Source organism: Gemmatimonadaceae bacterium (assembly GCA_020851035.1).
Classification (GTDB): Bacteria; Gemmatimonadota; Gemmatimonadetes; order Gemmatimonadales; family Gemmatimonadaceae; genus JACMLX01.
The window spans coordinates 25048-51377 of the sequence record JADZDM010000007.1 but is presented as its reverse complement, the minus strand read 5'-3'; the positions used below and the strand labels follow the sequence as shown (position 1 = coordinate 51377).

Annotated in this window: 19 protein-coding genes and 1 tRNA gene; 16 read left to right on the top strand and 4 right to left on the bottom strand. The window is 68.2% G+C overall.

The genetic code is table 11. The features are described 5' to 3' along the window. The first annotated feature begins 33 nt into the window (after positions 1–33). Positions 34–837: a DNA repair protein RecO gene (recO, locus tag IT355_07175; GenBank protein ID MCC7053034.1), complete on the top strand. Its 804-nt coding sequence runs from the start codon at positions 34–36 to the stop codon at positions 835–837. A 188-nt stretch (positions 838–1025) separates the two neighbouring features. Next, complete coding sequence (locus tag IT355_07170; protein MCC7053033.1) at positions 1026–1496, top strand: hypothetical protein; 471 nt, start codon at positions 1026–1028, stop codon at positions 1494–1496. A 47-nt stretch (positions 1497–1543) separates the two neighbouring features. Here the strand turns inward: IT355_07170 and IT355_07165 are convergent, their stop codons facing one another. Next, entirely contained in the window at positions 1544–1888 is a 345-nt protein-coding gene (locus IT355_07165; protein ID MCC7053032.1) for a hypothetical protein, read from the bottom strand. 187 nt (positions 1889–2075) lie between these two features. Between IT355_07165 and clpB the strand changes: the two genes are divergently transcribed. The 5 genes from clpB (at position 2076) to IT355_07140 (ending at position 9820) form a co-directional block, all read left to right on the top strand. Then, a complete protein-coding gene (gene clpB / locus IT355_07160; protein MCC7053031.1) occupies positions 2076–4727 on the top strand; it encodes an ATP-dependent chaperone ClpB in 2652 nt (883 codons plus the stop codon). A gap of 32 nt (positions 4728–4759) precedes the next feature. After that, positions 4760–5227: a nucleoside deaminase gene (locus tag IT355_07155; GenBank protein MCC7053030.1), complete on the top strand. Its 468-nt coding sequence runs from the start codon at positions 4760–4762 to the stop codon at positions 5225–5227. A 42-nt stretch (positions 5228–5269) separates the two neighbouring features. Then, positions 5270–5356: transfer RNA gene (locus tag IT355_07150), tRNA-Ser, on the top strand. 1225 nt (positions 5357–6581) lie between these two features. Beyond that, entirely contained in the window at positions 6582–8534 is a 1953-nt protein-coding gene (locus IT355_07145) for a S8/S53 family peptidase (protein ID MCC7053029.1), read from the top strand. Between the two features lie 596 nt (positions 8535–9130). Next, positions 9131–9820 (top strand): hypothetical protein, encoded by a 690-nt coding sequence (locus IT355_07140; GenBank protein MCC7053028.1) that lies wholly within the window; start codon positions 9131–9133, stop codon positions 9818–9820. Positions 9821–9854: 34 nt separating this feature from the next. Here the strand turns inward: IT355_07140 and IT355_07135 are convergent, their stop codons facing one another. Then, on the bottom strand, positions 9855–11555 hold the full coding sequence (locus tag IT355_07135) for a hypothetical protein (protein MCC7053027.1): 1701 nt from the start codon (positions 11553–11555) through the stop codon (positions 9855–9857). Between the two features lie 723 nt (positions 11556–12278). Here IT355_07135 and IT355_07130 point away from each other — a divergent pair. From IT355_07130 to IT355_07105, 6 genes are all read left to right on the top strand, one after another. Further along, positions 12279–12614, top strand: coding sequence for a PadR family transcriptional regulator (locus IT355_07130; protein ID MCC7053026.1), 336 nt, complete (start codon positions 12279–12281; stop codon positions 12612–12614). After that, positions 12611–15322, top strand: coding sequence for an ABC transporter permease (locus IT355_07125; protein MCC7053025.1), 2712 nt, complete (start codon positions 12611–12613; stop codon positions 15320–15322). The genes IT355_07130 and IT355_07125 overlap by 4 nt, the downstream gene beginning before the upstream one ends. Before the next feature lie 70 nt (positions 15323–15392). Further along, the gene (locus IT355_07120; GenBank protein MCC7053024.1) at positions 15393–16637 is read left to right on the top strand and encodes an HlyD family efflux transporter periplasmic adaptor subunit; all 1245 of its coding nucleotides are present in this window, start codon (positions 15393–15395) and stop codon (positions 16635–16637) included. Between the two features lie 69 nt (positions 16638–16706). Next, a complete protein-coding gene (locus IT355_07115; GenBank protein MCC7053023.1) occupies positions 16707–17408 on the top strand; it encodes an ABC transporter ATP-binding protein in 702 nt (233 codons plus the stop codon). A gap of 715 nt (positions 17409–18123) precedes the next feature. Continuing rightward, positions 18124–19590 (top strand): carboxypeptidase regulatory-like domain-containing protein, encoded by a 1467-nt coding sequence (locus IT355_07110; protein ID MCC7053022.1) that lies wholly within the window; start codon positions 18124–18126, stop codon positions 19588–19590. Positions 19591–20743: 1153 nt separating this feature from the next. Next, entirely contained in the window at positions 20744–21508 is a 765-nt protein-coding gene (locus tag IT355_07105) for a hypothetical protein (GenBank protein MCC7053021.1), read from the top strand. Between the two features lie 158 nt (positions 21509–21666). Here the strand turns inward: IT355_07105 and IT355_07100 are convergent, their stop codons facing one another. Next, positions 21667–23019, bottom strand: a complete 1353-nt coding sequence (locus IT355_07100; protein MCC7053020.1) for a tyrosine-type recombinase/integrase — start codon at positions 23017–23019, stop codon at positions 21667–21669. Here IT355_07100 and IT355_07095 point away from each other — a divergent pair. The 3 genes from IT355_07095 to IT355_07085 all read left to right on the top strand — a co-directional run bounded on the left by IT355_07095 (position 23012) and on the right by IT355_07085 (position 25507). Further along, positions 23012–23851 carry a hypothetical protein gene (locus tag IT355_07095; GenBank protein ID MCC7053019.1) on the top strand — a complete coding sequence of 280 codons (840 nt, stop codon included), beginning with the start codon at positions 23012–23014 and terminating at the stop codon, positions 23849–23851. The genes IT355_07100 and IT355_07095 overlap by 8 nt on opposite strands. A gap of 435 nt (positions 23852–24286) precedes the next feature. After that, entirely contained in the window at positions 24287–25045 is a 759-nt protein-coding gene (locus tag IT355_07090) for a hypothetical protein (protein ID MCC7053018.1), read from the top strand. A gap of 318 nt (positions 25046–25363) precedes the next feature. Beyond that, positions 25364–25507, top strand: a complete 144-nt coding sequence (locus IT355_07085) for a hypothetical protein (GenBank protein MCC7053017.1) — start codon at positions 25364–25366, stop codon at positions 25505–25507. A gap of 381 nt (positions 25508–25888) precedes the next feature. On the opposite strand, the gene IT355_07080 is transcribed toward IT355_07085, so the two are convergent. Continuing rightward, positions 25889–26215 (bottom strand): ATP-binding cassette domain-containing protein, encoded by a 327-nt coding sequence (locus IT355_07080; protein ID MCC7053016.1) that lies wholly within the window; start codon positions 26213–26215, stop codon positions 25889–25891. Positions 26216–26330 lie beyond the last annotated feature (115 nt).

Genomic DNA, 26330 nt, shown 5'->3' with positions numbered 1-26330 from the left:
CGGCCGCCGGTGTGATGCCGGTAGATTGCGGGTGTGCCTTCCGTCGTCACCACCGCCATCGTCCTGCACGCGCTGAACTACAGCGAGTCGTCGCGCATCCTGCGCCTGGCGACCCGGGACGCCGGCGTGCAGTCCGTCATGGCCAGGGGCGCGCGCTCGTCGCAGCGACGGTTCGGGTCGGCCGTCGACCTGTTCGCCGAGGGCGAGGTGCAGTACGAGACGCGCCCCGGACGCGACCTGCACACCCTCGCGCGGTTCGACGTGGTGCGCTCGCGCGTGGCACTCGGCGGGTCACTGGAGCGATTCGAGGGCGCGTCGGCGCTGGCGGAGGTGATGCTGCGCGTGGCGGCGGACGACGACACGCCGGCCGACGCCTTCGACGCGCTGCGGGATGGGCTGGACGCGATCACCGGCGGCGCCGAACCGGCGGTGGAATCGATCCGGGCGATCTGGCGGCTGCTCTCCGCCATAGGGTTCACGCCGGCGCTGGACGCCTGCGTGCAGTGCGACCGCGAACTGGCACCGGGGCTGGAGTTGTCGTTCAGCGCCGACGCCGGCGGGGTGCTCTGTGACGGCTGCGCAGCCCGGGTGCCCTGCCGGCGCCTTCCGGCGACCGCCCGCGCGACGGTACGCGGCTGGCTGGCGGGCGAGCCGGCTGGCCCGCTGCGTGGCCCCGGCCTCGTGGCCGACCCGCCCGACGGCGGAAAGGAGCCGGCATCGGCAGGGGCTGGGGACCCGACGGTCCGGGCGCACCGCCGACTCCTGCGGATCTTCGTGCACGCGCACCTCACCGATGGCCGGCCGCTGCGGGCCTTCGACGCCTGGGCGGCGACCTGAGCCTTGCGTGTGGCTGTCGTCACTGAAGCGCCGGCGTGCCCGATTGCAGTGAGCACTGGCGTCGGGCTGGTCCGTTGCTTGCTTGACCGGTGTACTGAGATATCCTAGGCTGATCGTGAAGTGCAGGCGAAACCGGTCCTTTACTCGAGGTTGCTCAGAAAACTTCTCTCGTTCGTTTGGAGTGTGGCATGACCTGGCGGAGACTCGCACGGCACCTGGCCGTGGGGCTCGCCGTCGCACTGCCGGTGTCGTCGTTCGCCCAGGCCCCAGTCTCGCCGGCCCCCGCGCCGGTGAAGCTGCGTCCCGACGGGTTCGACCTCGGGCAGAGTTCTCCGAATCCCACGGCAGGTGAGACGCGGTTCCCGTTCTTCGTGGGGGACCCGCCCGTCTGCCGGGACTCCCGGCGGCAGTACCGGGTGTCGTTGCGGATCTACAACCTCCTCGCACAGGAGGTCGCGGTAGCCCAGCTCACCGGTCCGAACGGCGAGCTGGAAGGAGCGCGGCGGCTGAATGGAGTGATGCTGACCTGCCGGCAGTATCAGGCGTACTGGGATGGCCGGGTTGATGGCACGCAGCGGGATGCGCCGGATGGCATCTACCTGTACCGTCTGGAGGTGAACGGACGGGCCATGGTGAAGAAGCTGGTCGTTCATCGGTGAAGGGCGTGCCCGGAGGGTTCCGGCGCGCCCTTTTCCGTGCCCGTCGGTCAGCGCGCGGCGCCGCCGGTGTTGTTCTTCACCTGCGACAGCTTCATGGCCTTGAGGTCGATCGCCGACCAGAGGTCGCGGGCGTGGCGGGGGTGCTCGGTGAGTGTGGTCGAGAGCCCCTCGATCTGTGCCGCCGAGACACCGCGCCGGCGGAGCACGGCGTCGCGGCGCTGCGCCCGCACGTCCGGCGTGATCTTCGGTTCGTCCGCCACCACCTTCAGCTCGCTCATCACCTGGACGAAGGCGCTGTCGCTCATGCCGAGGTCGGCCTTCCGGCTTCGGCAACCGCCGAGGACGAGGACGGCGAGGAGCGCCGCGAATGACGGGATTCGGTGCCGGTTCATGCCTGCGAGCGTATCGGGCTGACCGGGGCGCTGGCAAGGCCTGCCAGTCGGGCCGACGGCCTGCCACGCTGACGGCGCGGCGGCGCCCGTCGCGGGCCGGTGTGGCAGGTCGCGGAGGTCCCCGTGTTGCACCTTCCGTGGTGAATGCGCGTATCGTGACGCTTCTCCCCAGATCCCAGACCTCCCGATGCTGAATCCAGACCGCCTCACCATCAAGTCCGGCGAAGCCGTCAACGAGGCGGTGTCGCTGGCCCGCCGTGCCGGCAACCCGCTGGTCTACGACCTGCACCTCCTGCTGGCGCTCATCGCGCAGCAGGACGGCATCGTGGTGCCGCTGCTGCAGAAGGCCGGTGTCAAGACGCCCGAGCTCCGGCAGCGCGCCGAGACCGAGGCGGCCCGCTATCCGAAGCAGAGTGAGGCGCAGCCGCAGGTCTCGCGCGAGCTGAACCAGGTGTTCGACCGCGCCGATGCCGATGCGAAGGCCCTCGGCGACGACTACGTCAGCACCGAGCACTTCCTGCTCGCACTCGCGGCGGTGAAGGGCACCGACAGCCGCGCGCTGCTGACGGCGATGGGCGCCACATCCGAGGCGCTCGCCACCGCGCTCACCGCGGTGCGCGGGTCGCACAAGGTGTCGGACCAGTCACCCGAGAACCGCTACCAGGCGCTGCAGCGCTACACCCGCGACCTCACCGAGAGTGCGCGCGACGGCAAGCTCGACCCGGTCATCGGCCGCGACGACGAGATCCGCCGCGTGATCCAGGTGCTGTCGCGCCGCACCAAGAACAACCCGGTGCTGATCGGTGAGCCGGGCGTCGGCAAGACGGCCATCGTCGAGGGGCTCGCGCAGCGCATCGTCAACGGCGACGTGCCCGAGGGACTGCGCGGCAAGCGCCTCCTCTCGCTCGACCTTGGCGCGCTGATCGCGGGTGCCAAGTTCCGCGGCGAGTTCGAGGAACGGCTGAAGGCGGTGCTGAAGGAGATCGTCGACAGCGAGGGGGAGATCGTGGTGTTCATCGACGAGCTCCACACGCTGGTCGGCGCCGGCAAGGCCGAGGGGTCGATGGACGCCGGCAACATGCTGAAGCCGATGCTCGCACGCGGCGAGCTGCACATGGTGGGTGCCACCACGCTCGACGAATACCGCAAGCACCTCGAGAAGGACGCTGCCCTCGAGCGTCGGTTCCAGCCGGTGTTCGTGGGCGAGCCGACGCTCGACGACACGATCGCGATCCTGCGCGGGCTCAAGGCGCGCTACGAGTCGCACCACGGCGTGCGCATCACCGACGGGGCCATCGTGGCCGCCGCCACGCTCTCGAACCGCTACATCGGCGACCGCTTCCTGCCCGACAAGGCCATCGACCTGCTGGACGAGGCGGCGAGCCGGCTGCGCATCGAGATCGACTCGCTGCCGCAGCCGATCGACGAGGTGGAGCGCCGGGTCATGCAGCTCGAGATCGAGCGGCAGGCGATGCAGAAGGAGACCGATGCACCGGCGCGCGAGCGCCTGGTGGCACTCGAGCGCGAGCTGGCCGAGCTGAAGACGCAGGGCGCCACCATGAAGGCGCAGTGGCAGCAGGAGAAGCAGGCCCTGGGTGACGTCGGCCGCATCAAGCAGGCCATCGACCACGCCAACACCGAGGCCGAGAGCGCCGCGCGCACGGGCGACCTGCAGCAGGCGGCCGAGATCCGCTACGGGCGCATTCCGCAACTGCAGCGTGAGCTGGCCGACGCGGAGGCGGTGGTGTCGGTGCGGGACGGGCGGCGCCGCTTCCTGAAGGAGGAGGTCGGCGACGACGACATCGCAGCGGTCGTCGCGAAGTGGACGGGCATCCCGGTGCAGCGCATGCTGGAGTCGGAGCGCGAGCGCCTCACGAAGCTCGAGGAGGAGCTGTCGCGCCGCGTGGTCGGGCAGCGCGACGCGGTGGCGGCGGTGTCCAACGCCGTGCGCCGGTCGCGCGCCGGCCTGCAGGATCCCAACCGCCCCATCGGCAGCTTCCTCTTCCTCGGCCCCACCGGCGTGGGCAAGACCGAGACGGCGCGCGCGCTGGCCGACTTCCTGTTCGACGACGAGCGCGCGATGGTGCGGCTCGACATGTCGGAGTACATGGAGAAGCACGCGGTGGCGCGCCTGATCGGCGCGCCGCCGGGCTACGTGGGCTACGACGAGGGCGGGCAGCTCACCGAGGCCGTGCGGCGCCGCCCGTACTCGGTGTTGCTCTTCGACGAGATCGAGAAGGCGCACCCCGACGTGTTCAACGTGCTGCTGCAACTGCTCGACGACGGGCGCCTCACCGACAGCCAGGGGCGCACGGTGGACTTCCGCAACACCGTGGTGATCCTCACCAGCAACATCGGCAGCCAGGTGATCCTCGAGCGGTACGCCGAGGACTGGGCGCTGGTGGAGACACAAGTGCTGGGGATGCTGCGGCAGCAGTTCCGTCCCGAGTTCCTGAACCGCATCGACGACATCGTGGTGTTCCGGCCGCTGGGCGAGGCCGAGATCGCGAGCATCGTGGACCTGCAGCTCGGGAAGCTGGACGCCATGCTCGGTGCCCGGAAGCTGCACATCACGCTCACGCCCGAGGCCAAGCAGCTGCTGGTGGGTGAGGGGTACGACTCGGCGTTCGGCGCGCGGCCGCTGAAGCGCACGATCCAGCGCATGGTGCAGAACCCGCTGGCGCTGGCGCTGCTGGACGGCACGCTGCACGACGGAGACACGGTGGTGGCATCCCCCGGGGCGGGGCAGACGCTGGTGTTCACGCGGCAGGTGTCGGACGCACCATCGGCGCCGGCGCCGGCACCGGCGGAGGAAAGCGCGGCGGGAGCGGTGGCGTGAGTGCGTTCGCGCGTCCGGGCGACGCGCGCTGGATGCAGGTGGCGCTGGACGAGGCAACCGCTGCGCGTGCGCGGGGGGAGGTGCCGGTGGGGGCGTGCGTGGTGGCGGATGACGCGCTCGTCGCCACCGGCGCCAACGCCATGCGTGGTGATGCCGACGCCACGCAGCACGCCGAGTTGCGCGCGCTGCGCGCGGCCATGTCGGTCCGCGGCAGTGACCGGCTGACGGGCTGCACGTTGTACGTGACACTGGAGCCGTGTGCGATGTGTGCCGGGGCGATCGTGCTGAGCCGCGTGGACCGGGTGGTGTTCGCCGCCTGGGACCCGAAGGCGGGCATGGCGGGGTCGGTGGGCGACCTGTTGCGGCATCCGCGGCTGAACCACCGGCCCGAGGTGGCCGGCGGGGTGCTGGCGGACGAGGCGGGCGCGATGCTGAAGGCCTTCTTCGCCGGCCGGCGGGAGGAGGCCGTGACCTCCATGGACGTTGACCCGTCGCCCTGAAGTGCCTAGACTCAAAGGCTACGCCGGTTCATTGGCGTTGCTGGACAGGTGTCCGAGTGGTTGAAGGAACCGGTCTCGAAAACCGGCGTGCCGGAAACGGTACCGTGGGTTCGAATCCCACCCTGTCCGTGTACATCACTCAGTGTCGTCCGGGTCTCGCCGTCGCTTCGGTGGGGCCCGGACTCTATTTCGGGGCATCCGGGCGGCCGGTCAGGCGCGCTACTCAGAGGAAGAAGTTGGCCGAGGCAGCGCCCGCTGAGATTCTCAGCGGGGCCGCGTCGGATCCCTGTGGCGCCCTCCGGCGGCTGAACTTGATCAGCGGCCGCTGAGGAAGAGGGTGCGCGACTGCCTCGGCGGGCCTGGGTCTCGCTCGTTCATGTGGACGAGCACTATCAACAGGGTCACCCATCCCTTGGCGCGCCAGCCTCTCCCAGAGAGGCGATCCACACCGACGCGGAAAACGCGGCGCGCTGTGGAAGTGTCGTCTCGAGGCACGCCGCGAGCGGCGGAGTTCCCAAGGTCAAGAGGTGGCGCAGACTGCTGATCAGGCGGAGCCTCGCCGCCCAGCATGTAGCATTGCGTTCGCCGTGCCTGCAGTCCCCACCAGAGCGCGCGCGACGCACCTGGGCGCACTCCCCCCACGCTGCAGGCAGTCGTAACACAGGGCAGGACGGCAAGGCACGGCACAGCGCATCAGGCAGGAAGACTCATCAGCCCTGCCGCAAGTATCGCGTGTCATGCACAACCTCGGGTAACCCCCAAAGGCCGACGGTATCAGTTTTCTGCGTCCGGGATCGCTCGGCACACACGTGGTCTCTCAGCATGGCGGTCGCGCCCTGCATGCGGCCTTATCCGCTCAACTCCGACAGAAGCTCCGACACTCGAGGCCTGCACGATCCGCCCTTGACACACCACGGGCGCTGACTCCTATTGTGCTGATCCACCTTATGTCTGGAGAGCGACTATGTCAGTGCGACGGTTCCGAAGGACAGCGTGTACTGCGGGCACACGACCTGCCACGAAACCACGGGTCGCTCTGCCCGCCGTTCTAGTCGCTATCGCGCGACATGTGCGCGCGGCTCGCTGCCGAGCTGCGCTTCTTCTCCTGGCGTGCATCGCGACCCAAGGTTGCTCCCTGGACCCCACGGATCCGACAGTGGCCGCGGCTGGCGCGGTGTCCGCACAGGTGTTGAAGGACCGCGGTGCGGCGCCAGCACGTTGGACGTCGCTTAGCGATGACGAGCTCTGGGCCGTCATCGCTCGGACTGACTCCGCTGTCATCGTCGGACTCCGCGCGCCAGGTGCGCTGCGATCGGTTGAACGGGGGGTGCCGACACTAACCCGACACGCCTGGGTGCAGAAGGCAGATGAACTGGCTCGGGTCAAGGGCCTTCGCGTCACGTATGTCGATTCCGTACACGCACCGCTTGCCGTGGTGAAGGTCTCCGGCGTCCGAGCGCTCGGGGAGCTTCGTCGACTGCCGTCGTCGTCGTACGTCGAACCTGCATCGGCCCCTGTGCAGTCGTTCAGCAGTTGCGGAGTTGGGGATCCCCTGTCCTCGAGCTCGTTGCTGTCGTTGACGCTCGGTTCCGGCGCCGACAAGTATTCGCGATCCTTCCGGACCTTCTGGGGCATGAACATCGCGAACGCGTGGCGGATGACGACTGGGACCGGAGTCGTGGTCGGCGTAACTGACACCGGCCTCGATCAGTCGCCGGCGTCCGAGTTCGCTCCGGGCCGCTTTGCCGCGGGTGCAAGTGCCGGGCGGGCGTTGACGGTCGACAAGACCGTGTCCAACAATTTCCCCTTTCCGACATGTGCCCATGGCACACGCAGCGCGGGTATCATCGGCGCGCCGAGAGATGGAAGTGGTGTCGTCGGCGTCGCCTATGGTGCCTCGATGGCGTTCGTATGGGGGAACGACAACGTGCTCATCAACACATTTGGCGGTACATGGGAAATGCGCCAAGCCCTTGTGATGGCGGCATCTGTTCGCCACGCGAAGGTGATCAACATGGCGTGGGGGCTCACCCGTTTCTCCCAGGCGATCTCCGACGAGATCGATCGCGGATACTATGGTCTAGGCATCGTATACGTTGGTGCCGCGGGGACTTGCTACGACGGTCCACCAGCGCAGGTCTGTCCGTATGGTTCGACGCCCGTGTGGCCCGCTGCTCAGGCGGAAGTCTTGGCCGTGTCAGGAATGCTCGAAGACGGTAGCTTCCCGACAAACGTGTACGGGCTGGGATCGAATCCGTGGAAGATTCGTGCAGTTGTCGGCAGCGCGACGCGCACGCTTGGGAGCACGAGTATCGTTGGCCTCGAAGGCTCGTCCGGCGCCACGGCGGTTGTCAGCGGCGTCGTGGCGTTGATGCGCGCGCGCTTTCAGTATCTCTCTGCGGCGCAGATTGTGAACCGACTGATCGCATCGAAGGGCTGCAATGGCCTGCAGAACGCCGAGGGCACCGGTTTCGACGCTGGTGCCGCGAACGGAGGGCCCTGCATCGTTCGGTGGCGCAGCATGCAACCGGTCACCTACTATACGGACGATCAGCCCTACGGCGAAGGGTACATACTGAGCAATGTCGTCGCGAACCACCTGAACGCTCTGCCAAGTGCCAATACTGGATCCGGGAACTACAGTGTCAACTGGAGCACCAGGGTTGGCGGCACCGTCATGCAGGGTCTCGGCGGGACGTCGTATGTCGACGCTGACGGCGCAAAGGTGTTCGTGAACCGCGTGTCCTTCGCACGCTCGGTCGATGGTGCCCCGTACAAGGATTCCGTCACTTTCCAGCTCCACGACAATGCCCTTGGGACAGACGATATTGTGACCCGTCCCGTTCTCGTGTGCTCACTCCCGTCGAACTGCTGGGATACTGACAGGGCCTACCCAGGACCACCGCCGGTGTCACAGGTGAGCATCACGATAGCCGGCCCGACTTTTGTTTCTGAAGCTGGCTCGCACTCGTGGTACGCAACGGCGGTCAATGCGCCGCCTGCATCCACGATTGGTTGGGATGTGTCGAGCGACGGCGGTCAATCATGGTCCATCTCGGCCACGGGTCCGACTTACGCTCGGTGGGTCGAGCCTTACTACTCCGGAACGCTCCTTGTGCGGGCGAGGATCGTGGAGGGCGGGGTCTCAGTCGCGACTTCGATGCTTTCCGTCTCGATCAATACCAACACCGGCTGCATCGATCCGTCTAGCTGCTATGCGTTTCGCGTGGGTCGGGGGACCAGTGCGCTTTGGCCGTCCGTTCCGCAGTCGCGGCGAGTGGCGAAGCGGTTCGTCGCAACGCGATAGAACGTCCGCGTCGCGATTCCTGCTCGTTCCACGACGACGCTCGCGTGCTCCACGATCGCCTGGGTGCCATGCTGGACTCTTGCCATCGTTCGCGTCGGAAGAACCCTTGAGCGTGGAGCGGGTTGACAAACGAGAAGCGCATGTGTCTGCCTCTCGCGACTGCGGATGGTCAGCCGGTGTGCGCGTTGGTTTTGGGACTTTGCCGATGTGGTCACGGAGGAGTTCCCCTTCGATACCTCGCCCAGGAGCGCGCGCCAGTTCCTCGGCGTTTGCTAGCAGGTGTCCGAGTGGTTGAAGGAACCGGTCTCGAAAACCGGCGTGCCGGAAACGGTACCGTGGGTTCGAATCCCACCCTGTCCGTGTCGTCAACAGTCCTGCCATCCGAGCCGGGCGTCGTGCCGCGAAAGCGGCGGGCGCCCGGTTCTGTCGTCTGGCGGAGGCTTCGCCGCCGACGCCGGCTCCCCGCGGCTGGCTCGGCACGCCTGCGTGCAGCAGGTGAGACACGAGGCTACGTCAGGTGACGTATGTGCGCCGGATGGGGGCGTGGCGATCATCGGGATGGGGTCTCCATGTCCATTCGATCAAGGCGCTTCCACGTGACTCTCCGCGCACCACACGCCACCACCGCTGGGCTCCGTCGCCCGCGCGCAGTCTGGCTCGCTGTCCTCGGGCTGGCGGCGGGCGCACCGGGGCCGCTCGCGGCACAGTCGGCGGCGGCCGCCGCCGGGAAGCCGCCCCGCCTGACCTGCTTCCGCGGCCAGCCGCTTCCCGCGTGCCGGCGATTCGTGCTGACGGAGCTCGGCTTCCTGCGCAACGTGGCGACCACGAGCCGCCCTGCCGTCGGCTACGATGGAACCGTCTACCCGGGGCTCCGCGACGAGGACCACGCGAGCGAGATCCTGGTGGAGCTGGGGATGATGGCGAACCGCGGGCCGAACCACGCGATCGGTGGTGCGCTCGTGCTCGGGCCCGACGTTGGCGCGAAGGTCCGGTATCGCCGCTGGCTCGACACCAGCGGCCTGGCGGTCGACGTGGGCGCGGGGATCGTGCGTGAGCGGCGATTCCGGTCCCGGAGTGCGGCGGTGGTGGGTGACGTGGCGCTGAACTTCAGTGACTACGGCGCGATCGTGCTGCGCGGCTCCGCGAGCCACCGTGACGGTCGCCTTGCGACGGGGCTGCACGCGGGGGCGCGGCTCGGGTCGAAGCCGGCGTTGATCGGTGGCACGGCCGTGGCCATCGGGTTCGCGCTGCTGTATGCCGCGCTCGCGTCGGCGTGGAACGACTGACGGTGCTCCCGCGCCGCGACGCCGGCCGCGCCGCTCACTGGCGCGTGTACCCGCGGTAGACCTGGGCGGCATCCTGCGGACAGGAGAGGAAGCGCCAGGCCGCCTGGCGGTCGGCCCAGTCGCCGCACAGCACGGCGAGCTGCTCGCCCCGGCTTCCGCTCATCTGCCAGTGCAGGTGGCGCGGTGCCAGTGAGAGGTCGGCGGTGCGCTGCACGCTCTCGGCCCCGCATTGCAGGATCCGGTCGTCCAGGCGCGACGAGGTGGGCTGCAGGATCAGGTTGCCACCGTTGGCGTTGTACGGCGACGTGGCGACCCGCACCTCGCCCTGCTCCACGAGCAGCAGGTCACGCGTGCACACCGGTGCGCTGAGCACGTCCGGTCGGCGCACCACCAGCTCGTATCGTCCATTGGCGAGGATGCGCAGCCCTGCGCGGTAGCGGCGATCATCGTAGCGCGTGGCCGGCGAGAGGAACCCCGCCGCGTCCAGCGGCGCATCGTCAGACGCCACCAGCCAGGTGCCCACCATGCGCGGCGGCGGCAGTTGAGTGGGCGGGGTGCTGTTGGGCAGCATGCCGGCGGATTCCGGCAGCGGCCGCGCCTGCAGTCGTTCGAAGCTCTTGATGGATTCGCCGCGCGCATCGGCGTTGGTCAGCGACAGGTGGTACGTGGGCAGGCCGTAGACGGTCTGCGACACGGTCAGGTCCACCGTGTAGCGGCGCGGCGCCAGTGAGCCATCGCCGTCACGCTCCACACAGCTCCGCGGGGCCCCTGCCGTGAGGCGGTGGCTGGACTCGTGTGCGCGCTGTGGCTGCATCACCAGCAGGCGGCCCTCCAGCGTGAGCGTGCCCTCGTGCGTCAGCGTGGTGCTGCAGTTCCGGTCGCGGTAGCCGTGGAAGAAGCGATAGTGCCCGTCCGGCTCCACGCGCAGGTAGGTGCCGCCGCCACCTTCCATGGTGGTCATGGAGGTCGTCATGGTCTCGTAGGTGCTGCCGGATGCCATCGTCTGCGAGCCGAAGCTGACGCGGAAGTCGCGCTTGATGGTGTCGAAGACCCAGGTGCCTTCCAGGTGCGACACGCCCAGCTCCCGCCGCAGGTCCAGCGCGCGGCCGGACAGCGCGTCGGCCGGCACGCGCCCCGCGGTCACGTGCACCGGACCGGGCCGGGTTGGCGGCGTGCCGGCCGGCTCACGCGGCGCGGCCGGAGTGAGCGGAGGCGCGGCGGCCGCGAGCCGGGCGGCCTCGGGGGTGAGGCGCAGCCCGTTGAACATCTCCGTGGCCTTCCCGGCGTGGCGCTGGTACCCGGAGTCGGAATCGACCAGGAACAGCATGGAGCCGTAGGCGCCACTGTCGGCCCGTGCCATGTAGGCCACGTGCCGCATGCCCTGGCTGGACCGGTAGGTGCCGAACCAGGCCGCGAAGTCACCAGCGGCACCGGAGCCGCGCTTTCCCGGCCGCTCGAGGGTCAGCGTGAGTCCGAGCGCGGCTTCCATGCGCTGGCGGTTGGCAGTGAACTGCGCGGGGAAGTCGGCCGTGCGTGGTTGCACGGGCAGCAGCAGGATGTAGGTGTTGCCGGGCGGGCCACCGGGCGGAACGAACAGCGTGGCGCCGTCCTGCGCGGCACTCAGCCAGCCTGCCGGTGGCGTGACGGAGTAGGCGGCGGGCTGGGCCAGTGCCGGTGTGTGCGGTGCCACGGCGGCCAGCAGCAGCAGGAACGGGGCGCGGGTGCGGAACGTCATCGGCGGTCTCAGGCGGGTATTCCGGCGTGGGAGGTCGTGCTGCCGGTCGAGGGGCCTTCCTCAACTTGCGTCTCCGGTGGCAGGCGGCCAGTGGCTGGTATACCACGCTGCGCGAGTGTGGGTTCGGTCGGGTGCAGGTCCGGCGTGTACGGTGGCGCAGAGCAGGGAATGGGTGCGGCCGGGGCTGACACCCTCGCCCGGTATCGACTGCGTTCCGCCCTCGTCTCCGTGCCTCGCGGTGGCTGGTCAACGGCCGGTCGGGGCGGGGGGCAGAAGAGGGGCTGTACGCCCTGTAGGGACAGGTGGCCGCGTGGTTGAAGGCGCACGCCTGGAAAGCGTGAAAAAGGGGGCAAAACACACCCCGCGCAGAGGGCGTCCCTAGGGGGAGCGACCCAGCAATTCGTCGTTCTTATGCTAAGTCTTTGCTAAGCCCGAATGCCGGCTCAGCAGGCCTTGGGCATCGACCGCCGCTCCGCCCCGGCTCGTCACTCTGGTGTCACACTGATGCCATGCCGACGGCAAGACTCGGCGTGCCGGAAATCTGGACGCGGTGACCGCTGTCGCGCCCCAACCGAGGCGTCACGGTGACGCGCGCTCGAGATCGCTGACGGCACCCGGGCACCGAAACCGCCGCAGTGACAATCTCGTAGGCTCCTCTCGACAACTAGACAAGAGTGTTGTAGTCTCCTGTAGACACCTAGACGAAAAACGCCGACCCCGCCCATGGCCCCGCGCTCGCAGACCGACGCCCTCCGCGGCTCCCTCGACCTCCTGGTCTTCAAGACGCTGTCCCTCGAACCCATGCACGGGTGGGGCATTGGGCAGCGGATTCAGCAGATCTCCGAGGGTGTCCTCGAAGTGAACCAGGGATCGCTGTACCCGGCGCTGCAGCGGCTCGAGAAGGACGGGCTGATCACCAGCGAGTGGCGGGTCAGCGACAACGGCCGCCGCGCCCGCTTCTATCAGCTCACGACCTCGGGTCACCGCGCGCTGGGCACGGAGCTCGAGAGCTGGAGGCGCTTCACCGCGGGGCTCGAAGCCGTGCTAAGGACCGCGTGAGCGCGCTCGACGGGGTGCGCGCGCGTCTGGCACTGCTGTTCTCGCGCACGCACTCCGACGCGCGATTCAGCGAGGAGATCGCCTTCCACATCGAGATGGAGACGGCGCGTCTTCAGCGCGACGACGGGCTTGATGCCGGCGAGGCACGGCGTCGTGCCCTCGTCGCGTTCGGCGGCGTGGAGCACCACAAGGAATCACTGCGCGATGGACGGGGCCTGCGCTGGCTTGGCGGCCTCTCGCTCGACTTCAAGCTCGGCGTCCGCATGCTGGTGAAGTACCCGGGGCTCACGCTCGTCGGCGGGCTCGCCTTCGCCTTCGCAGTCTGGGTCGCCGCGGCGTCGTTCGAGTTCGTGGGCCAGGTGCTCTCGCCGCGCCTCCCGCTCCCCGACGCCGACCGCATCGTGGCGCTCGAGACCTGGGACGCCGCTGCGGGGCGCGCGGAGCCTCGCGTGCTGCATGACTTCGCGACGTGGCGCGCCGAACTCACGTCGGTCACGGAGCTTGGGGCATACGCGCTGGCAGAGCGCAACCTCATCACGACCGACGGTGCGTCTCGGCCGGCCGAGGTGGCCGAGATCAGTGCCTCGGGGTTCCGCGTCGCGCCCGAGCGGCCACTCCTTGGGCGCGCACTCAGTGACGCCGACGAGCGCCCCGGCGCCCCCGCTGTCGCCGTGATCGGGTACGGCGTCTGGCAGGGTCGGTTCCGCGGTGACCCGAACGTGATTGGGCGCGTGGTGCAGCTGGGCCGTACAGCAACGACCGTCGTCGGCGTGATGCCCGAATCGTTTGCGTTCCCGGTCGCGCAAAGCCTCTGGGTGCCGCTGCGACTGTCGCCGCTCGACTACCCACGCGGCGAAGGACCCGCGCTTCGGCTCTTCGGGAGACTCGCCCCCGGTGCCACGCTCTCGCAGGCGCAGACGGAGCTGACGACGTGGGGCCGTCGCGCCGCGTCCGACTTTCCGGTTACGCACCAGCACCTGCGGCCGCGCGTCATGCCGTACGCAGAGTCGGTCGCCCTCCTCGATGGGTCCGACCTGTTCGCGGCCCGGTCGAGCTACGCCTTCTTCCTCATGCTGGTCGTGCTGGTCTGCGGCAACGTTGCGCTGCTGGTGTTCGCGCGGGCGGCAACGCGCGAGAGAGAGCTCGTCGTGCGCCACGCCTTGGGCGCGAGTCGCGCACGGATCGTTGCGCAGCTCTTCGCCGAGGCGCTCGTGCTGTGCGGCGTCGCGGCAGCGGTGGGGCTTGGGCTCGCCGGATTCGGCGTGCGTCTGCTGGTCCGCGCCATCGAAACGAACATGGGGCAGCAGCTCCCGTTCTGGTTCCACGACGACCTGTCGCCGTGGACGGTGTGCTACGCGGTGGGGCTCACGGTGCTCGGCGCCGCAGTCACGGGCGTGCTGCCAGGGCTCAAGGTCACGCGGGGGATCGAGTCGCGGCTCCGCCAGGCTGCGGCAGGGGCGGGAGGACTGACATTCGGCGGGATCTGGACGGCGGTGATCGTGGCGCAGATCGCGGTCACGCTCGGCTTCCCCGTGGTTGCGTTCAGCGTGGCGCGCGAAGCGGCAGACATCCGCGACATGCTGGCCGACTTCCCGGCGGCGGAGTTCCTTTCTGCGAGCATTGCGCTCGACCGGGAGCCTCCGTCGGGTGCAGACACGTCGCTCGCCGCGTTCGTCACGCGGCGACAGGCGACAGTGCGCGAGCTGGAGCGGCGGCTCCTCGCAGAGCCGGGTGTCGTCGGCGTGACGCTGGCCGAGCGGTTGCCGCGGATGGACCACCCGCCCCGCAGAATCGAGGTGGACTCCGGCGGTGCAGCGCCCGAGAACCCCAGCTTTCCGGGCGGCTACCGGACGAGTTCAGCAGCTGTAGACGCGGACTACTTCGACGTGTTGGGTGCTCCGCTGCTCGCCGGACGCGCGTTCAACACCGGCGACCTCGCGCCTGACGCTCGCGCCGTGATCGTGAACGCGTCGTTCGTCCGACTCGTGCTCGGCGGACGCAACGCAATTGGTCGCCACGTGCGGGATCGCTACGGCGCGCGCGGGCCGCGTTCGGGTGATGCAGAGCCGGGCCCGTGGCACGAGATCGTCGGCGTCGTCCCCGACCTCGGCATGTCGCGGGCGACTGACCCGAAGGTCGCGGGCGTCTACCACCCGCTCGCCGTCGAACGAGACGGGCCGCTGCACGTCGCCGTGCATGTGCGTGGCGGTGACGCGGCGGCGTTCGAGCCAAGACTCCGCACCATCGCTGCGGCAGTGGACCCCACGCTTCGCCTCGCCGCCGTTGCCCGCATGGACACGCTGAGCGACCCTGGCATCGCCTTCTCCATGTTCTGGGTGAGACTCGTCAGCGTCGTGAGCGCGGTGGCGATGCTGCTGTCTCTCGCAGGCATCTACGCCGTGATGTCGTTCACCGTGGCGCGGCGCACGCGGGAGATCGGGATTCGTGTCGCACTCGGTGCCAGCCGGCGGCGCGTGGTAACCGCGGTGTTCACGCGGCCGCTCGCGCAGGTGGGGCTCGGCGTCGTCGCCGGCGGCGTGCTCACAGTGATCGTGAACGACGGAATTGACCATCCCAGCGCCGACGTTCTGCTGGGGGCGCTGGGGTACGCGGTGCTCATGCTCGGCGTCTGTCTCCTCGCCTGCATCGTGCCGACGCAGCGAGCGCTTCGGATCGAGCCGACCGAGGCGCTCCGGACGGACGGCTAGCAGCGTCCACGCCTCCCGCTGACCTGCTTCGGTCGTTCGTCGTGATCGTCGCCCACTCACTCCGGCACTCATGGATACCGTTCGTTCACCACAGAAGGAGACGGGCCGCAACATCGCCATCGGCGCAGGGGCGGTGGTGCTGGCGTCGGCGACCGTGCTCTTGGCGCGTCTCGATCCGGCATCGCCGTCGGTGGAGCGGTCGACGCTGTTCATTGATTCTGTCGCGCGTGGTGACATCGTGCGCGACGTGCGAGCGCCGGGCACACTCGTGTCAGAGCAGATCCGCTACATCACCGCGCAGGCCTCCGCGCGTGTCGAACGGCTCGCGTCGGAATCGGGCAGGAACGTCGCGGCGGGAGATCTGCTGCTCGGGCTCTCCAATCCCGACCTGCAGATCCAGACCATGCAGGCGGCGCAGCAGGTGCGGCAGGCGCAGATCGACCTGCTGAACCTGCAAACGAACCTCCGCAGCCAGATCCTGGCGCAGGAAGCGGTGCTCGCGTCGATGCGCACGCAGCTGGTGAATGCGACACAGGCTGCACGTGCGGCCGATACCCTGGCGACTCGCAGGCTCGTCTCGACCTTCGAGTCGAACAGCACGGCGGCGGCGGCCGATGAGATGATCACGCGCTACCGCATCGAACAGGAACGTCTCGAGCTCATGAAGCAGGCCATTGATGCGCAGGTCAGCCTCCAGTCGTCGCAGGTCGAGCAGCTCAAGGCGATTGCCGTGAACCAGCAGGACCGCCTGTCGTCGCTGCAGGTGCGCGCGCCGGAGGCGGGCGTCGTCCAGGATCTCACGTTGCAGCTCGGACAGTGGGTGCCGGAAGGCACGATCCTCGCCCGCGTCGTGCAGCCCGGGAAGCTCAAGGCGGTCCTGCGCGTGCCTGAGTCGCAGGCAAAAGACATCCAGATCGGTCAGCGGGCATTGATCGACACGCGCAACGGTGTCGTGGCCGGCCACGTCCAGCGCAAGGATCCCAGCGCACAGGGCGGCACGGTCACCATCGACGTCACACTCGACGGCCCGCTGCCAGACGGTGCAGTGCCGGATCTGAGCGTGGACGGCACCGTGATCATCGACAACATGAACAACGTCCTGCACACGGGACGCCCAGCGTTCGGTGCCGCAGGCGGTACGGTGAGCCTATTCAAGCTGGTCGATGACGGCCGCGCTGCGGTGCGCGTTCAGGTCGACCTGGGACGGACCGCAGTCAACCGCGTCGAGGTCATCAGGGGGCTCACCGTCGGTGATCGCGTGATCCTGTCTGACATGACGTCGCTGGCGCGTGTCGGGAAGGTGAAGATCCGGTAGGGTGTCGTTCGGACGTACAGCAGCCATTCACGAGCGACGCACGTCAACTCATGATCGATGGAGCGAGCGATGGAGACGAGGGACGCGCCCTTGATCTGCATGCGGGGCATCACGAAGGTGTTCCACACGGAAGACATTGAGACCCATGCCCTCGCCGACGTGAGCCTCGAGCTCAAGCGAGGCGAGTATGTGGCCATCTCGGGGCCTTCCGGCTGTGGCAAGTCGACGTTGCTGGCGATCCTTGGCCTGCTCGACACAGCGAACGCCGGCGAGTACCTGCTCGCCGGCGAGTCGGTGGCGACTCTGGGTCCGGCTGCGCGTGCCCGCGTACGCAACCGCCAGATCGGCTTCATCTTTCAGGCCTTCAACCTGATCGGTGACCTCACGGTGTCCGAGAACATCGAGCTGCCGCTCACCTATCGCGACATGACGGCGGACGAGCGTAAGGCACGCGTGGTCGATGCACTCGAGCGTGTCGGCATGTCGCATCGTGCGAGGCACTTTCCGGCACAGCTCTCCGGCGGTCAGCAGCAGCGAGTGGCCGTCGCGCGCGCCGTCGCGGGCGATCCGGCCATCCTTCTCGCCGACGAGCCGACGGGCAACCTCGACTCGGTGAACGGTGAGGCGGTCATGGAACTGCTTCGCGAACTCAATCGCAATGGCGCGACGATCTGCATGGTCACGCACGATCATCGGTATGCCGAGCATGCCGACCGCACGATCCAGCTCTTCGACGGACGAGTCGTGGTCGAGGCGAGGGCGCTCGCGTGATCGCCTTCTCTAGGGCAGAGGCCTCGATTCACCACCCGAGCCACGGCGCGTACGGGGCGTCGCTCGACTGTGGGAAGGGGGCGCAGGAGGTGGTCGCGGGACCATCCATTCGGTCGTAGTGAGCGCCCGGCCCACACCTGGGGACAGCGCGGGCGGGACGGGCAGAGAGGTGTGGCCCGTCGGGACTCACCTCTCGACCCCGGTTCGACTAGCTTCACCGACTCGTCACCCCGTGTCCAATGGCTAACCAATGGCTAATGGATGAGCTGGTCGACGACTGAGGGGGCAGTTTCCCCTCTAGGGACAGGTGGCCGAGTGGTTGAAGGCGCACGCCTGGAAAGCGTGAAAAAGGGGGCAAAACACACCCCTGCCAGAGGGATTCCCTAGGGCGAGAGAGGGCGGAATCCGGCGACTCAATGGCTAACGAATGGCTAGAGATCGGCTCACGCCATTCCGCGGGTTGCCGTCCGCGAGTCCTCCCGGCTCGCTGCAAGGGTGTCGTACCGCCCGCATGCCACCGGCAAGGGGCGGCAGTGGGGCGGCGGCGCCGGGAAGGGCGTCTGGCCGGGTGGGTGACCGGAAGCGCCGGGAGGCAGTCCCCGTCGCCCTGCGGGCCCCAGGCGCGTTGAGCACCGCACTTGCCGCCGCCCGGCGTCCTCGGTAAGACTCGGGTGTCCGCCGCCGTGCTGATGGCCTCCCCAAGCCCCACCGTGGCATGCTGCGAGTCGTCGTCGCGCTGGCACTGTCGTCGCTGGCAACCGCACCGCTCCTGTCGGCACAGGCGCCCGTGCGCGTCCAGGTCAGGGGCACGGCGTTCGACAGCATCAGCATGCGGCCGCTGGCTGGCGCGCTCGTGCGCCTCGTTCGGGTCGACGACCCGTCGGTCGGGCGATCCAGCACCTCCGACTCCACCGGAGCGTTCCGCGTCGCGGATCTCCCGGCCGGGGCCTGGCTGGCGACCATGCTCCACCCAGTGCTCGACTCGCTCCGCCTCGAGCCGGGCGTGGTCCGTCTCGAGCTGACCGAATCGGGCGACGTCGATCTGCCGTTGACGACGCCCTCGGTCCTCAGCGTGGCAACGGCCACGTGCGGCGCGGCGCTGCCGACCGATGACGGGCTCCTGGTCGGCAGTGTTCGTGATGCGACGACGGACCTCGCGGTGCCACTGACGCAGGTGCACGTGGCCTGGCCGGAGTTCCTGCTGAGCGGCAAGAACCTGACGACCGTCATGCAGGCGCGCACCGCGCGCGCCGACTCGCTGGGACGCTTCGCGATCTGCGGCGCCCCGCGCGGCGTCACGATGCGCGCCCGTGCCGTGTTGGAGGCCGACTCCACGGGGATGATCGCGGTGACGATGCCGGACGGCGGTTACGGGGTGCAGGACTTTCTGATGGCGCGTGGCACGCGCGATTCGTCGGTCGCGCAGGGCACCGGCACGTCCGCACCCAGCCGCGGCCCCGTCACGGTCCGTGGTCGTGTCACCCGGGAGGATGGCTCGGCTTTGCGCGGCGCGCTCGTGCGGCTCATCGACGTCGGCTCCACAGTCCGCAGCGGGGCCAATGGAGGGTTCGCCATCACCGACGCGAGCGCGGGCACGCAGACCGTCGAAGCGCGGATGATCGGCTACACCCCGCACCGGCGCACCGTGCAGGTGAAGTCCACTGGCACCGACGAGATCGTGCTGGTGCTGCCCGTGCAGCGGCCGCAGCTCGACACGGTCCGCGTGGCGGCGGACAGGCCGGTCTCGGCAGAGGTGCGGGGAATCGAGGCGCGTGCACGCGGCGGGACCGGCCGATTCTTTTCCGGCGACGTGATCCGCGAGCGGTCCTCGGTGTACGTGACGGACATCCTGCGCGGCATGAACGGGCTGGTCGTCACAGGCGGCCAACGCGGCAACAAGGTGCAGATGAAGAATTTCGGGGCGCGTGAGCCACTGTGCAGCCCGTACGTGTACTTCGACGGTGCGCTGGTGCAGGTCGGCGGCAATGAACCCTCCTCGCTGATCATCGATGATTTCGTCACGCGCGACGACGTGGCCGCGATGGAGGTCTACGCACGCGGCAGCGCGGTGCCATCGGAATTCGCGGGCGGCAACACCGGCTGCGGGGTCATCGCGGTCTGGAGCCGGCGCGCGGCTGGTGCGGCGTCGGTGGCGCCGCAGGGGATCGACAAGAAGCCGTGACCTCAGCGGAGATCTGGCTGCAGAATACAATTTGGCGTATTATGAGTCTGTGGGAACCTCGTTCGGACGCAATGCAGCATGCTGGAGGGATGAAGTGCTCTTGATTCGCAAGTTGGGGGTTGCGGCGGTCCTCTCCATCGCCCACGGGAAACTGACAGGCGCGCAGGGCACAACGCTCGCGCGACCGGATGCACACGTGCGGGTTGAGCTGTCTACGGGTGCGGTCATTCAGGGGCGAATGGTAATGGTCGGCGCGGACTCCCTTCGCCTCACGAGTGACGACGGTGCCACAGCGCTCGTTTTGCACACGTCGTCGATTCAAGCCGTGCGGTACAGCGCGGGGAAGGACCGTTGGCGCGGTGCCCGGCGCGGCGCACTCGCGACGGGAGTAGTCAGCCTCGCGGCAATCGGAGTCGCACTTCACGTAGACAGCCGGTCACGGGATGTCATCATTCCGACGTCACTGTTCGTCGTGCCGCTCGGAGTTCTATTCACAGCGCTTGGAACCGGTGTCGGTGCGCTCGCGGCTCCAGAGAAGTGGTCGCCCCGTATGACCTTCGGCAGTGGAGTCCGCGTCCCTGGACGGCGCGAACTACAGCTCGGCGTTCAGTGGGCGTTCTAGTTCTGGACAGCATGTTGTCAGCGTATGGACGGTCGTGCTCGTCGTCGAACTGATGACTGCGTTCCTCGTCGCCTGGCTGTTCCGTAGGGCTACTGCGCAGGTCGTCGTCATGGCGACCGCGGTAGCCGGTGGCGTCGTGGTCGCCATCGCCAGGCGGCGACCGTCAGCAACCGAGCGTGATGTTTGCGGTCGCCGATTCGGCACTCCGTTGGAGAATGTCCGCCGACGACTGACGGCAGTGCTTCGTCGTGTGAGGCTCTTCGGCATGAGCAGATGGCGAGCGTTGTCGCGTCCGGCGGCGTCGCCACATCTTCCGTCGCCAACTCGGCATGTGAGTCACGCTCGGACCATCGCCGCATGAGTACCGAGGCGTCTTCGCCGCCGTCCGCATTCGTGCGGAATGGCTTTGCAGGGCGAGTCAGCGTGTTGGCCGACGTTCGCCGAACGTTCAGCGCGGCGCGACGTTGTTGGAGATCGAGCGTTGTCGTGTCTCTTGTTCTCCCCGCGCTGACAGCGTGCAGAGACGCCACGATGCCACAGCCGTTTCCGCTGCCGCCCGACGCTACCGAGTTCATGGCCCCGGCGATCTATCGCGTGTGGTGGTCTGAGGTGGAGCGCTGTTCGGGCCGGACAGCCCCGTTATCTGGCGTGCGATGGTACGTCTCGCCCCGCGACTTCCTCGAGCTCACCGGAAAATCGTTCGTTGGTGGATACTACGATCACGGCGGACGGCGAATCGTGCTGGCCAAGGGCGCTCGTTACGATGGAGAGACCGTCAGGCACGAGATCCTGCACGCACTGCTCGGCCCCCGAGGTGGGCATCCCCGTGAGCCGTTCCTCCAGCAGTGCGCCGAGTTCGTCGGATGTGGTGAGGATTGCGCCCTGGAAGCCGGACCGGCTCCGTCCGCTCTGGCATCTGCGGTGCGCGTCACGCCGGATGCGCTCGTTCTCGGTCTGACGAGCGCGTCAGACACCGTGCGTCAGAGCGACGACGACGCCTACGTTCGCGCGACGATCCTTGTCACGAATCCGTTGCGGCAGTCCATCATCGTCGACGTTCCGTCGCCTGACGCCGGACCGCCGCCGTCGTTCGGATATGACATCGATAGTCCCAGTCTGTCGTTCTCCAACAGTGATCGCGTCTGGGACGTCACGACGCTCAGATTTGCGCCGGGTGAGACAAAACGCTGGCAGCTCGACTTCAAGGCGTCCGAGTTGGCTGAAGGCGAGAACCGTCTGACTGGCAAGTTCGCCGCACGGAGCACGCCTTCGGTTCGTATCACTGTCGTTCCCTGATCACATCCGCGCGACGGTCGGTGCGTCCGCTGGGGCCACATCGCGCCCTAGGCGCACGCGAATCCGGCGACTCGTTTCGGCACGATTCGCGCACCCGTCAGCGCCGCTCGTTTTGTCGACTCTCGTCCTGTGGTGCCCTCAAGTGCAGCACATCTCCATCATCCCGGCGACTGCGCTGTCTCGAGCCTTTCCAGCATCGCGTCCCACTGCTCCTCCGTCGTGATCCACTGGGCGTACGTGGACGCGACCGTGTCCACCGCGCTGCCCAGCTGCTGCGCCACCAGCTGGATCGGGATACCCGCCTGGCACATCTGTACGGCCACGCTGTGCCGGCTGTCACGCGGCTCGTAGCCGGCGTACTGCGTGTGCCCGTGCGCGACCAGCCTTGCCACCGTGGCCGCATGCAGCCGGGCGTACGGGTCCCGCGCGTTCCGCCATCGGGCCCAGTCCGGAAAGAGCTGCGCGCGTGATCCGTCCGCGTCCATTCGCGCCAGCAGGTAGGGCTCGATCTCGGGAATGGCCCAACGATGCACCGGGACGCGGCGGCGACGCGTCCGCGTCTTCTTGCTTGAGGCACTGATCATCCACCGGTCGCCGCGCCGCTCGAAGCTGTCGGCGGTCAGGCGCGCCACATCCGACGTGTCCAACGCTGTGGCATGGAGGATGGCGCAGTACACGCCCCCGGGGGCTGGGAGGGCCGCCATGAGCGTCCGCACGTCCTCGAGCGGCAGCCAGTGCATGCGCGGTGGGTTGTTCGCCGGTGGGGCCTTCCCCTCGGTCGGATCGACGGCGTGTGGCACGCCCCGTTCAGCCTGCAGGTAGCGCACGAACTGGCGCAGGGCGAGGGTGCAGTCGCGCACGGGCCGATGGCCCGTCGTGTTCTTGACGGACTTGCCCGCGGCCTTCGTGGCTGCTTTGGTGCGGGCTTCGAGCACCGCCACGTACCGCTGGAACCGCGTCGGGGAGAGCAGGGACAGCGGCCTGCGCTCGGTCGCGGCGGGCTTGCCGGTGTCGTCGGCGGCGGCCCAGGCGAGGTAGCGACGGATGGCGGACACCGTCTGGTCCCGGTGGTGCGCGGAAATCGGCCGACCGCGTCGCTTCAGGTGGAGGCCAATCGTGTGAGCCCGGAAGGCGTCGAGATGCGGAGTCAGGTCGATGTCAGCATCGTCGAGCGCCTTGGCGTCGAGTGCGGCGCGGAGGCCCGTGGCGCCGGCCACCAGGCCGATCTCGAAGACCTGCGTGATGGGCAGCGTGCCGTCGTACACGGCCCGCGCAACGTCACGGTGCGCCGGGTGCATCCGCATGCCTTCGATGAGGCGGTACAGGTCACCGGCGCGCCTGGCGGCTGCCCTGTGCTCCGCCTTCGTCAGCTGCGTCCAATCGATCTTGGTGCTGAATCGCTTGGTCGGGCCGCCGTCGGGCGACTTGACGAAGACGTAGAGGTACCGACTGCCGGGCTGGCGGGCGACACCCTCGGGAAGATCGTGGGAGACGGTACGGGGCTTGGTCAACAAGCCGGAGAACGCTCTAAAGGCACTGCTTCAGGCGAAACAGGACGCATTCGCCGCCGACCGCAACCTTGGCGGGTGGATGCTGCATTGGGCAGCGTTCGCGTCGCAGTTGGCTGGCGACCTCGATCAGGCTGGTCAATTGTACCGGAGGGCATCCGCTGTGAAGCGTGACCTCGGTGCGCTACCGCCGGGGCTGACAGCTCCCGCAGCTGACGTTGCCGCGAGCTCTCCGCAGGCGGCGCGCATGGCGTCACTCCTCGACGACCGCGGTGCCCAGCGGGTCCAGCGCGATCTGTCCGCTGCGGAGGCTGACCTGCGCGACGGCGAAGGCTCGGCGGCAATGCACGAAGAGGCCATCCGAACGCTTGGCGAGTACCTCGGCTACTTGGCTACCCGACCCGATGAGGAGACCGGCGGTCAAGGGCCTGATGTGTTGTGGGCGACGCCCGATGGCACCAGCGTCATCCTCTTCGATGCGAAGACGAAGAAGGTGAACGAGCACTACAGTAAGGATCTCATCGGCCGGTCGGTGCAGCACGCTCTGTGGGTTGAGCGACAGTTCCCGAACGCAGGGCGCCACCATTTCCTCGTCGGCCCCCGTGTGCCCGCAACGCCGCAGTCCACACCGCCGGCAGGACTGCGGGTTGTCAGCGCGCTGGAACTGGCACGTATCGCCAACGCGACGACAGGTGCATATACCAGAGCGTCCGGCCGCAATCTTCCGCTGTTTCACCCGGCGGAGATCGAAATCGCTCTGGCTCAGACTGCCCTCGAATGGAGCGCACTTCCTGAATCGATGGAGTCGGTGCGGCTCGACGTACTGCGCGCGTAGGTCGAGAGTGGCGACGTCGCATGACCGTCGTCCGCTGCACGGCGAATGGCACAGTGTGCAGACGTCGGGCTAGGCATCCACGTCAACGAGGTGAGGAGCATCACGGCCGCGGCGAACAGCACGCCGACCACAACCATCACGAGAGGCCCCATCTCGGCGCGACAGGGGCCGCCGCCACTTCACAGTACGATTGTGATCCGCAACCGCTCAACAGCTGGCGGTTGCAGCACTTGCGGCACGGCTGGCGTGGACCTCCGTAAGGGCGCCATACTGCAGCGAGACGCCGGCACGCTTAGGGCTTGCGGCTCTCAGTGGCCCGTTGAGTGGCGCACCAGTGGCCCGTCTGCCACTCTCCGGATAGCACGAGCTCGGACTTGTGCCGTACGAGTGGCACCGATATCTTGGGCTTGCGGCCTCAATCTTGGGGAGGGATCAATGGTGGAAGAGAAGGCGCAGGAGATCACAGCGCCGTACGGTTCGTACAGCACCTTCAAGACCTTCTTCGGGGACATCAAGAAGAAGGGGGCGGTGCCACCACAGGTCGACTCCTCGGTGCTGTCGAGCAAGGCGGGCACGGCTCAGCGGGACATCAAGATCGCCCTGCGATTCTTCGGGCTCGTGACCGGGCCCGCGCTGGAGTCGACACCGGCGATGCGCTCACTGGTCGAAGCGCACGACACGGAAGCGTGGAAGGGGGCGGTCGCCAACCTGTACCAGTCGTACGAGCCGCTCCTGCAGAACCTGCAGATGTCAATCGCGACGCAGCAGCAGCTTGAGCAGGCAATGGAGCGCGGAGGGCTGAAGGGTGCGGACCCCAAGACCAAAGCGGCGCGCTTCTTCTTGGCGCTGTGCAAGGATGCCGGGATCCCGGTCAGCCCTCACTTCAAGGCCGTGCGCCCCGGCGCCGGTGGCCGGAAGGTTGGCCAGCGCAACGGGACGAAGAAGGCGGTGAAGACCCCGGACATCTCCAGTACGACCCCGGCCGACATGTCCGACAGCGATGCCGCCCGTCAGGGCCTCCAAATCATTCGGCCGCTGCCGGACTCGCCGTTCGCGGTGCACATGCCAGCGGAGATGCAGGAGGAAGATGCCGCCTTCGCGCTGCGGCACCTGATCGACTACCTCCGACTCCGAAAGAAGTGGTTCCGTGCGGCGAAGATCGACTTCGGCGAGCATCCGGTGGCCGAAGACTGAAACGGCCGGCATACCCTGGGGAGGATACGTTGCCGGCCGTTTCAAGACTCACCTTCAACTGCGAGGATCTCATGACCACGAGGGCATGACGCCGTCGCTCGACGAGCCTGCGAGAGCTCGCGAGTGCCGGCCGCTGGAACCACCGTTCCCCTCATGAAGGGGAACCGCTTGCACCACCCGTGACCGGGCGGGCGAGTGGCTGACGATGCCTCACCGAACCAGCGTTTGTCCGTCTGACATCGGCAAACTTGTGGCGGGGCCTTGGCAGGCGCAAGCGACGACGACCTGTGACGCCGCCCCGTCACACATACCCCCACGATGTCCAACGAAGACGAGCACGAGTGGATCTTTGTCCGCTCGTTCCGGACGCGGTCTGGCAAGGTCATCCATGCCAGCAGCTACGGGAAGCAGGCGTTTCGCATCCGGGTCCGTCGCAAGCCGCGCCCACCCGAGCTGAAGTAGCAGTGTAGATGAGCCTGGGGGCGTCGCGACGGTTCCGCGCCGCTTCCCAGTCTCTTCTTTTCGTCCGGGCCCGATCAACCCCTCATCCCGATGTACTTGCCGGATCAGCAGTGCCAACGGCTCATGCAAGGCCCTCCGGAGCCGCGGCGACGTGAGTCGCCGTGCCACGGCACCGACCGTGGCGGCGAGGGCGCCGAACGCGGGGCCGATGCGAGAAGTCGAACTGGCGCCGCGGCGGTCGGGCCGTCACGCGGGGCAGAGCCGGTGGGTGATCCATCCTGAATGCCTACCTCGTGCGTTCCCTGCTGCAACCCAACCCTTGGTCGCGACGCGTCGCGATGATGGCGGCGTCACTCCTCGCTCTGCGACAGGCGCAACCCATTATCCGACCACCCGCCCATCCAGCATCGCCACCGTCCGTTCCGCCTGCGCCGAATACCGCGGATCGTGCGTGACGACACAGATCGCGGTCCCCTGCTGGTGCAGCTCGCTCGGCAGTTCCATGACGCCGTCGCCGTTTGCCGAATCGAGGTTCCCCGTTGGCTCGTCGGCGAGGAGCAGCACCGGGTCACCGGCGACGGCGCGCGCGACAGCCACGCGCTGTTGCTGCCCGCCTGAGAGCTGTGCGGGGTAGTGATTCGCCCGGTGTGCCATGCCGACCCGCTCGAGCGCGACCTGGACGCGACCATCTCGATCTGCGGGCTCCATCCTGCGATAGGTGAGCGGCAGGGCCACGTTCGGGTGACGCGCATCGACAACCTGCGCGACGGTGCGTCGCGTTTTGGGCGCGCTGGGACGAGGAGGCGGCCAGAGGTCGACGTTT

What these genes read in the sequence shown, in the direction of transcription:
- IT355_07170 (MCC7053033.1), top strand. Translation starts at nt 1,026, where the DNA reads ATGACCTGGCGGAGACTCGCACGGCACCTGGCCGTGGGGCTCGCCGTC.
- IT355_07165 (MCC7053032.1), bottom strand. Translation starts at nt 1,888, where the DNA reads ATGAACCGGCACCGAATCCCGTCATTCGCGGCGCTCCTCGCCGTCCTC.
- clpB (MCC7053031.1), top strand. Translation starts at nt 2,076, where the DNA reads ATGCTGAATCCAGACCGCCTCACCATCAAGTCCGGCGAAGCCGTCAAC.
- IT355_07155 (MCC7053030.1), top strand. Translation starts at nt 4,760, where the DNA reads ATGCAGGTGGCGCTGGACGAGGCAACCGCTGCGCGTGCGCGGGGGGAG.
- IT355_07135 (MCC7053027.1), bottom strand. Translation starts at nt 11,555, where the DNA reads ATGACGTTCCGCACCCGCGCCCCGTTCCTGCTGCTGCTGGCCGCCGTG.
- IT355_07130 (MCC7053026.1), top strand. Translation starts at nt 12,279, where the DNA reads ATGGCCCCGCGCTCGCAGACCGACGCCCTCCGCGGCTCCCTCGACCTC.
- IT355_07120 (MCC7053024.1), top strand. Translation starts at nt 15,393, where the DNA reads ATGGATACCGTTCGTTCACCACAGAAGGAGACGGGCCGCAACATCGCC.
- IT355_07115 (MCC7053023.1), top strand. Translation starts at nt 16,707, where the DNA reads ATGGAGACGAGGGACGCGCCCTTGATCTGCATGCGGGGCATCACGAAG.
- IT355_07110 (MCC7053022.1), top strand. Translation starts at nt 18,124, where the DNA reads ATGCTGCGAGTCGTCGTCGCGCTGGCACTGTCGTCGCTGGCAACCGCA.
- IT355_07105 (MCC7053021.1), top strand. Translation starts at nt 20,744, where the DNA reads ATGCCACAGCCGTTTCCGCTGCCGCCCGACGCTACCGAGTTCATGGCC.
- IT355_07090 (MCC7053018.1), top strand. Translation starts at nt 24,287, where the DNA reads ATGGTGGAAGAGAAGGCGCAGGAGATCACAGCGCCGTACGGTTCGTAC.
- IT355_07085 (MCC7053017.1), top strand. Translation starts at nt 25,364, where the DNA reads ATGTCCAACGAAGACGAGCACGAGTGGATCTTTGTCCGCTCGTTCCGG.
- IT355_07080 (MCC7053016.1), bottom strand. Translation starts at nt 26,215, where the DNA reads ATGGAGCCCGCAGATCGAGATGGTCGCGTCCAGGTCGCGCTCGAGCGG.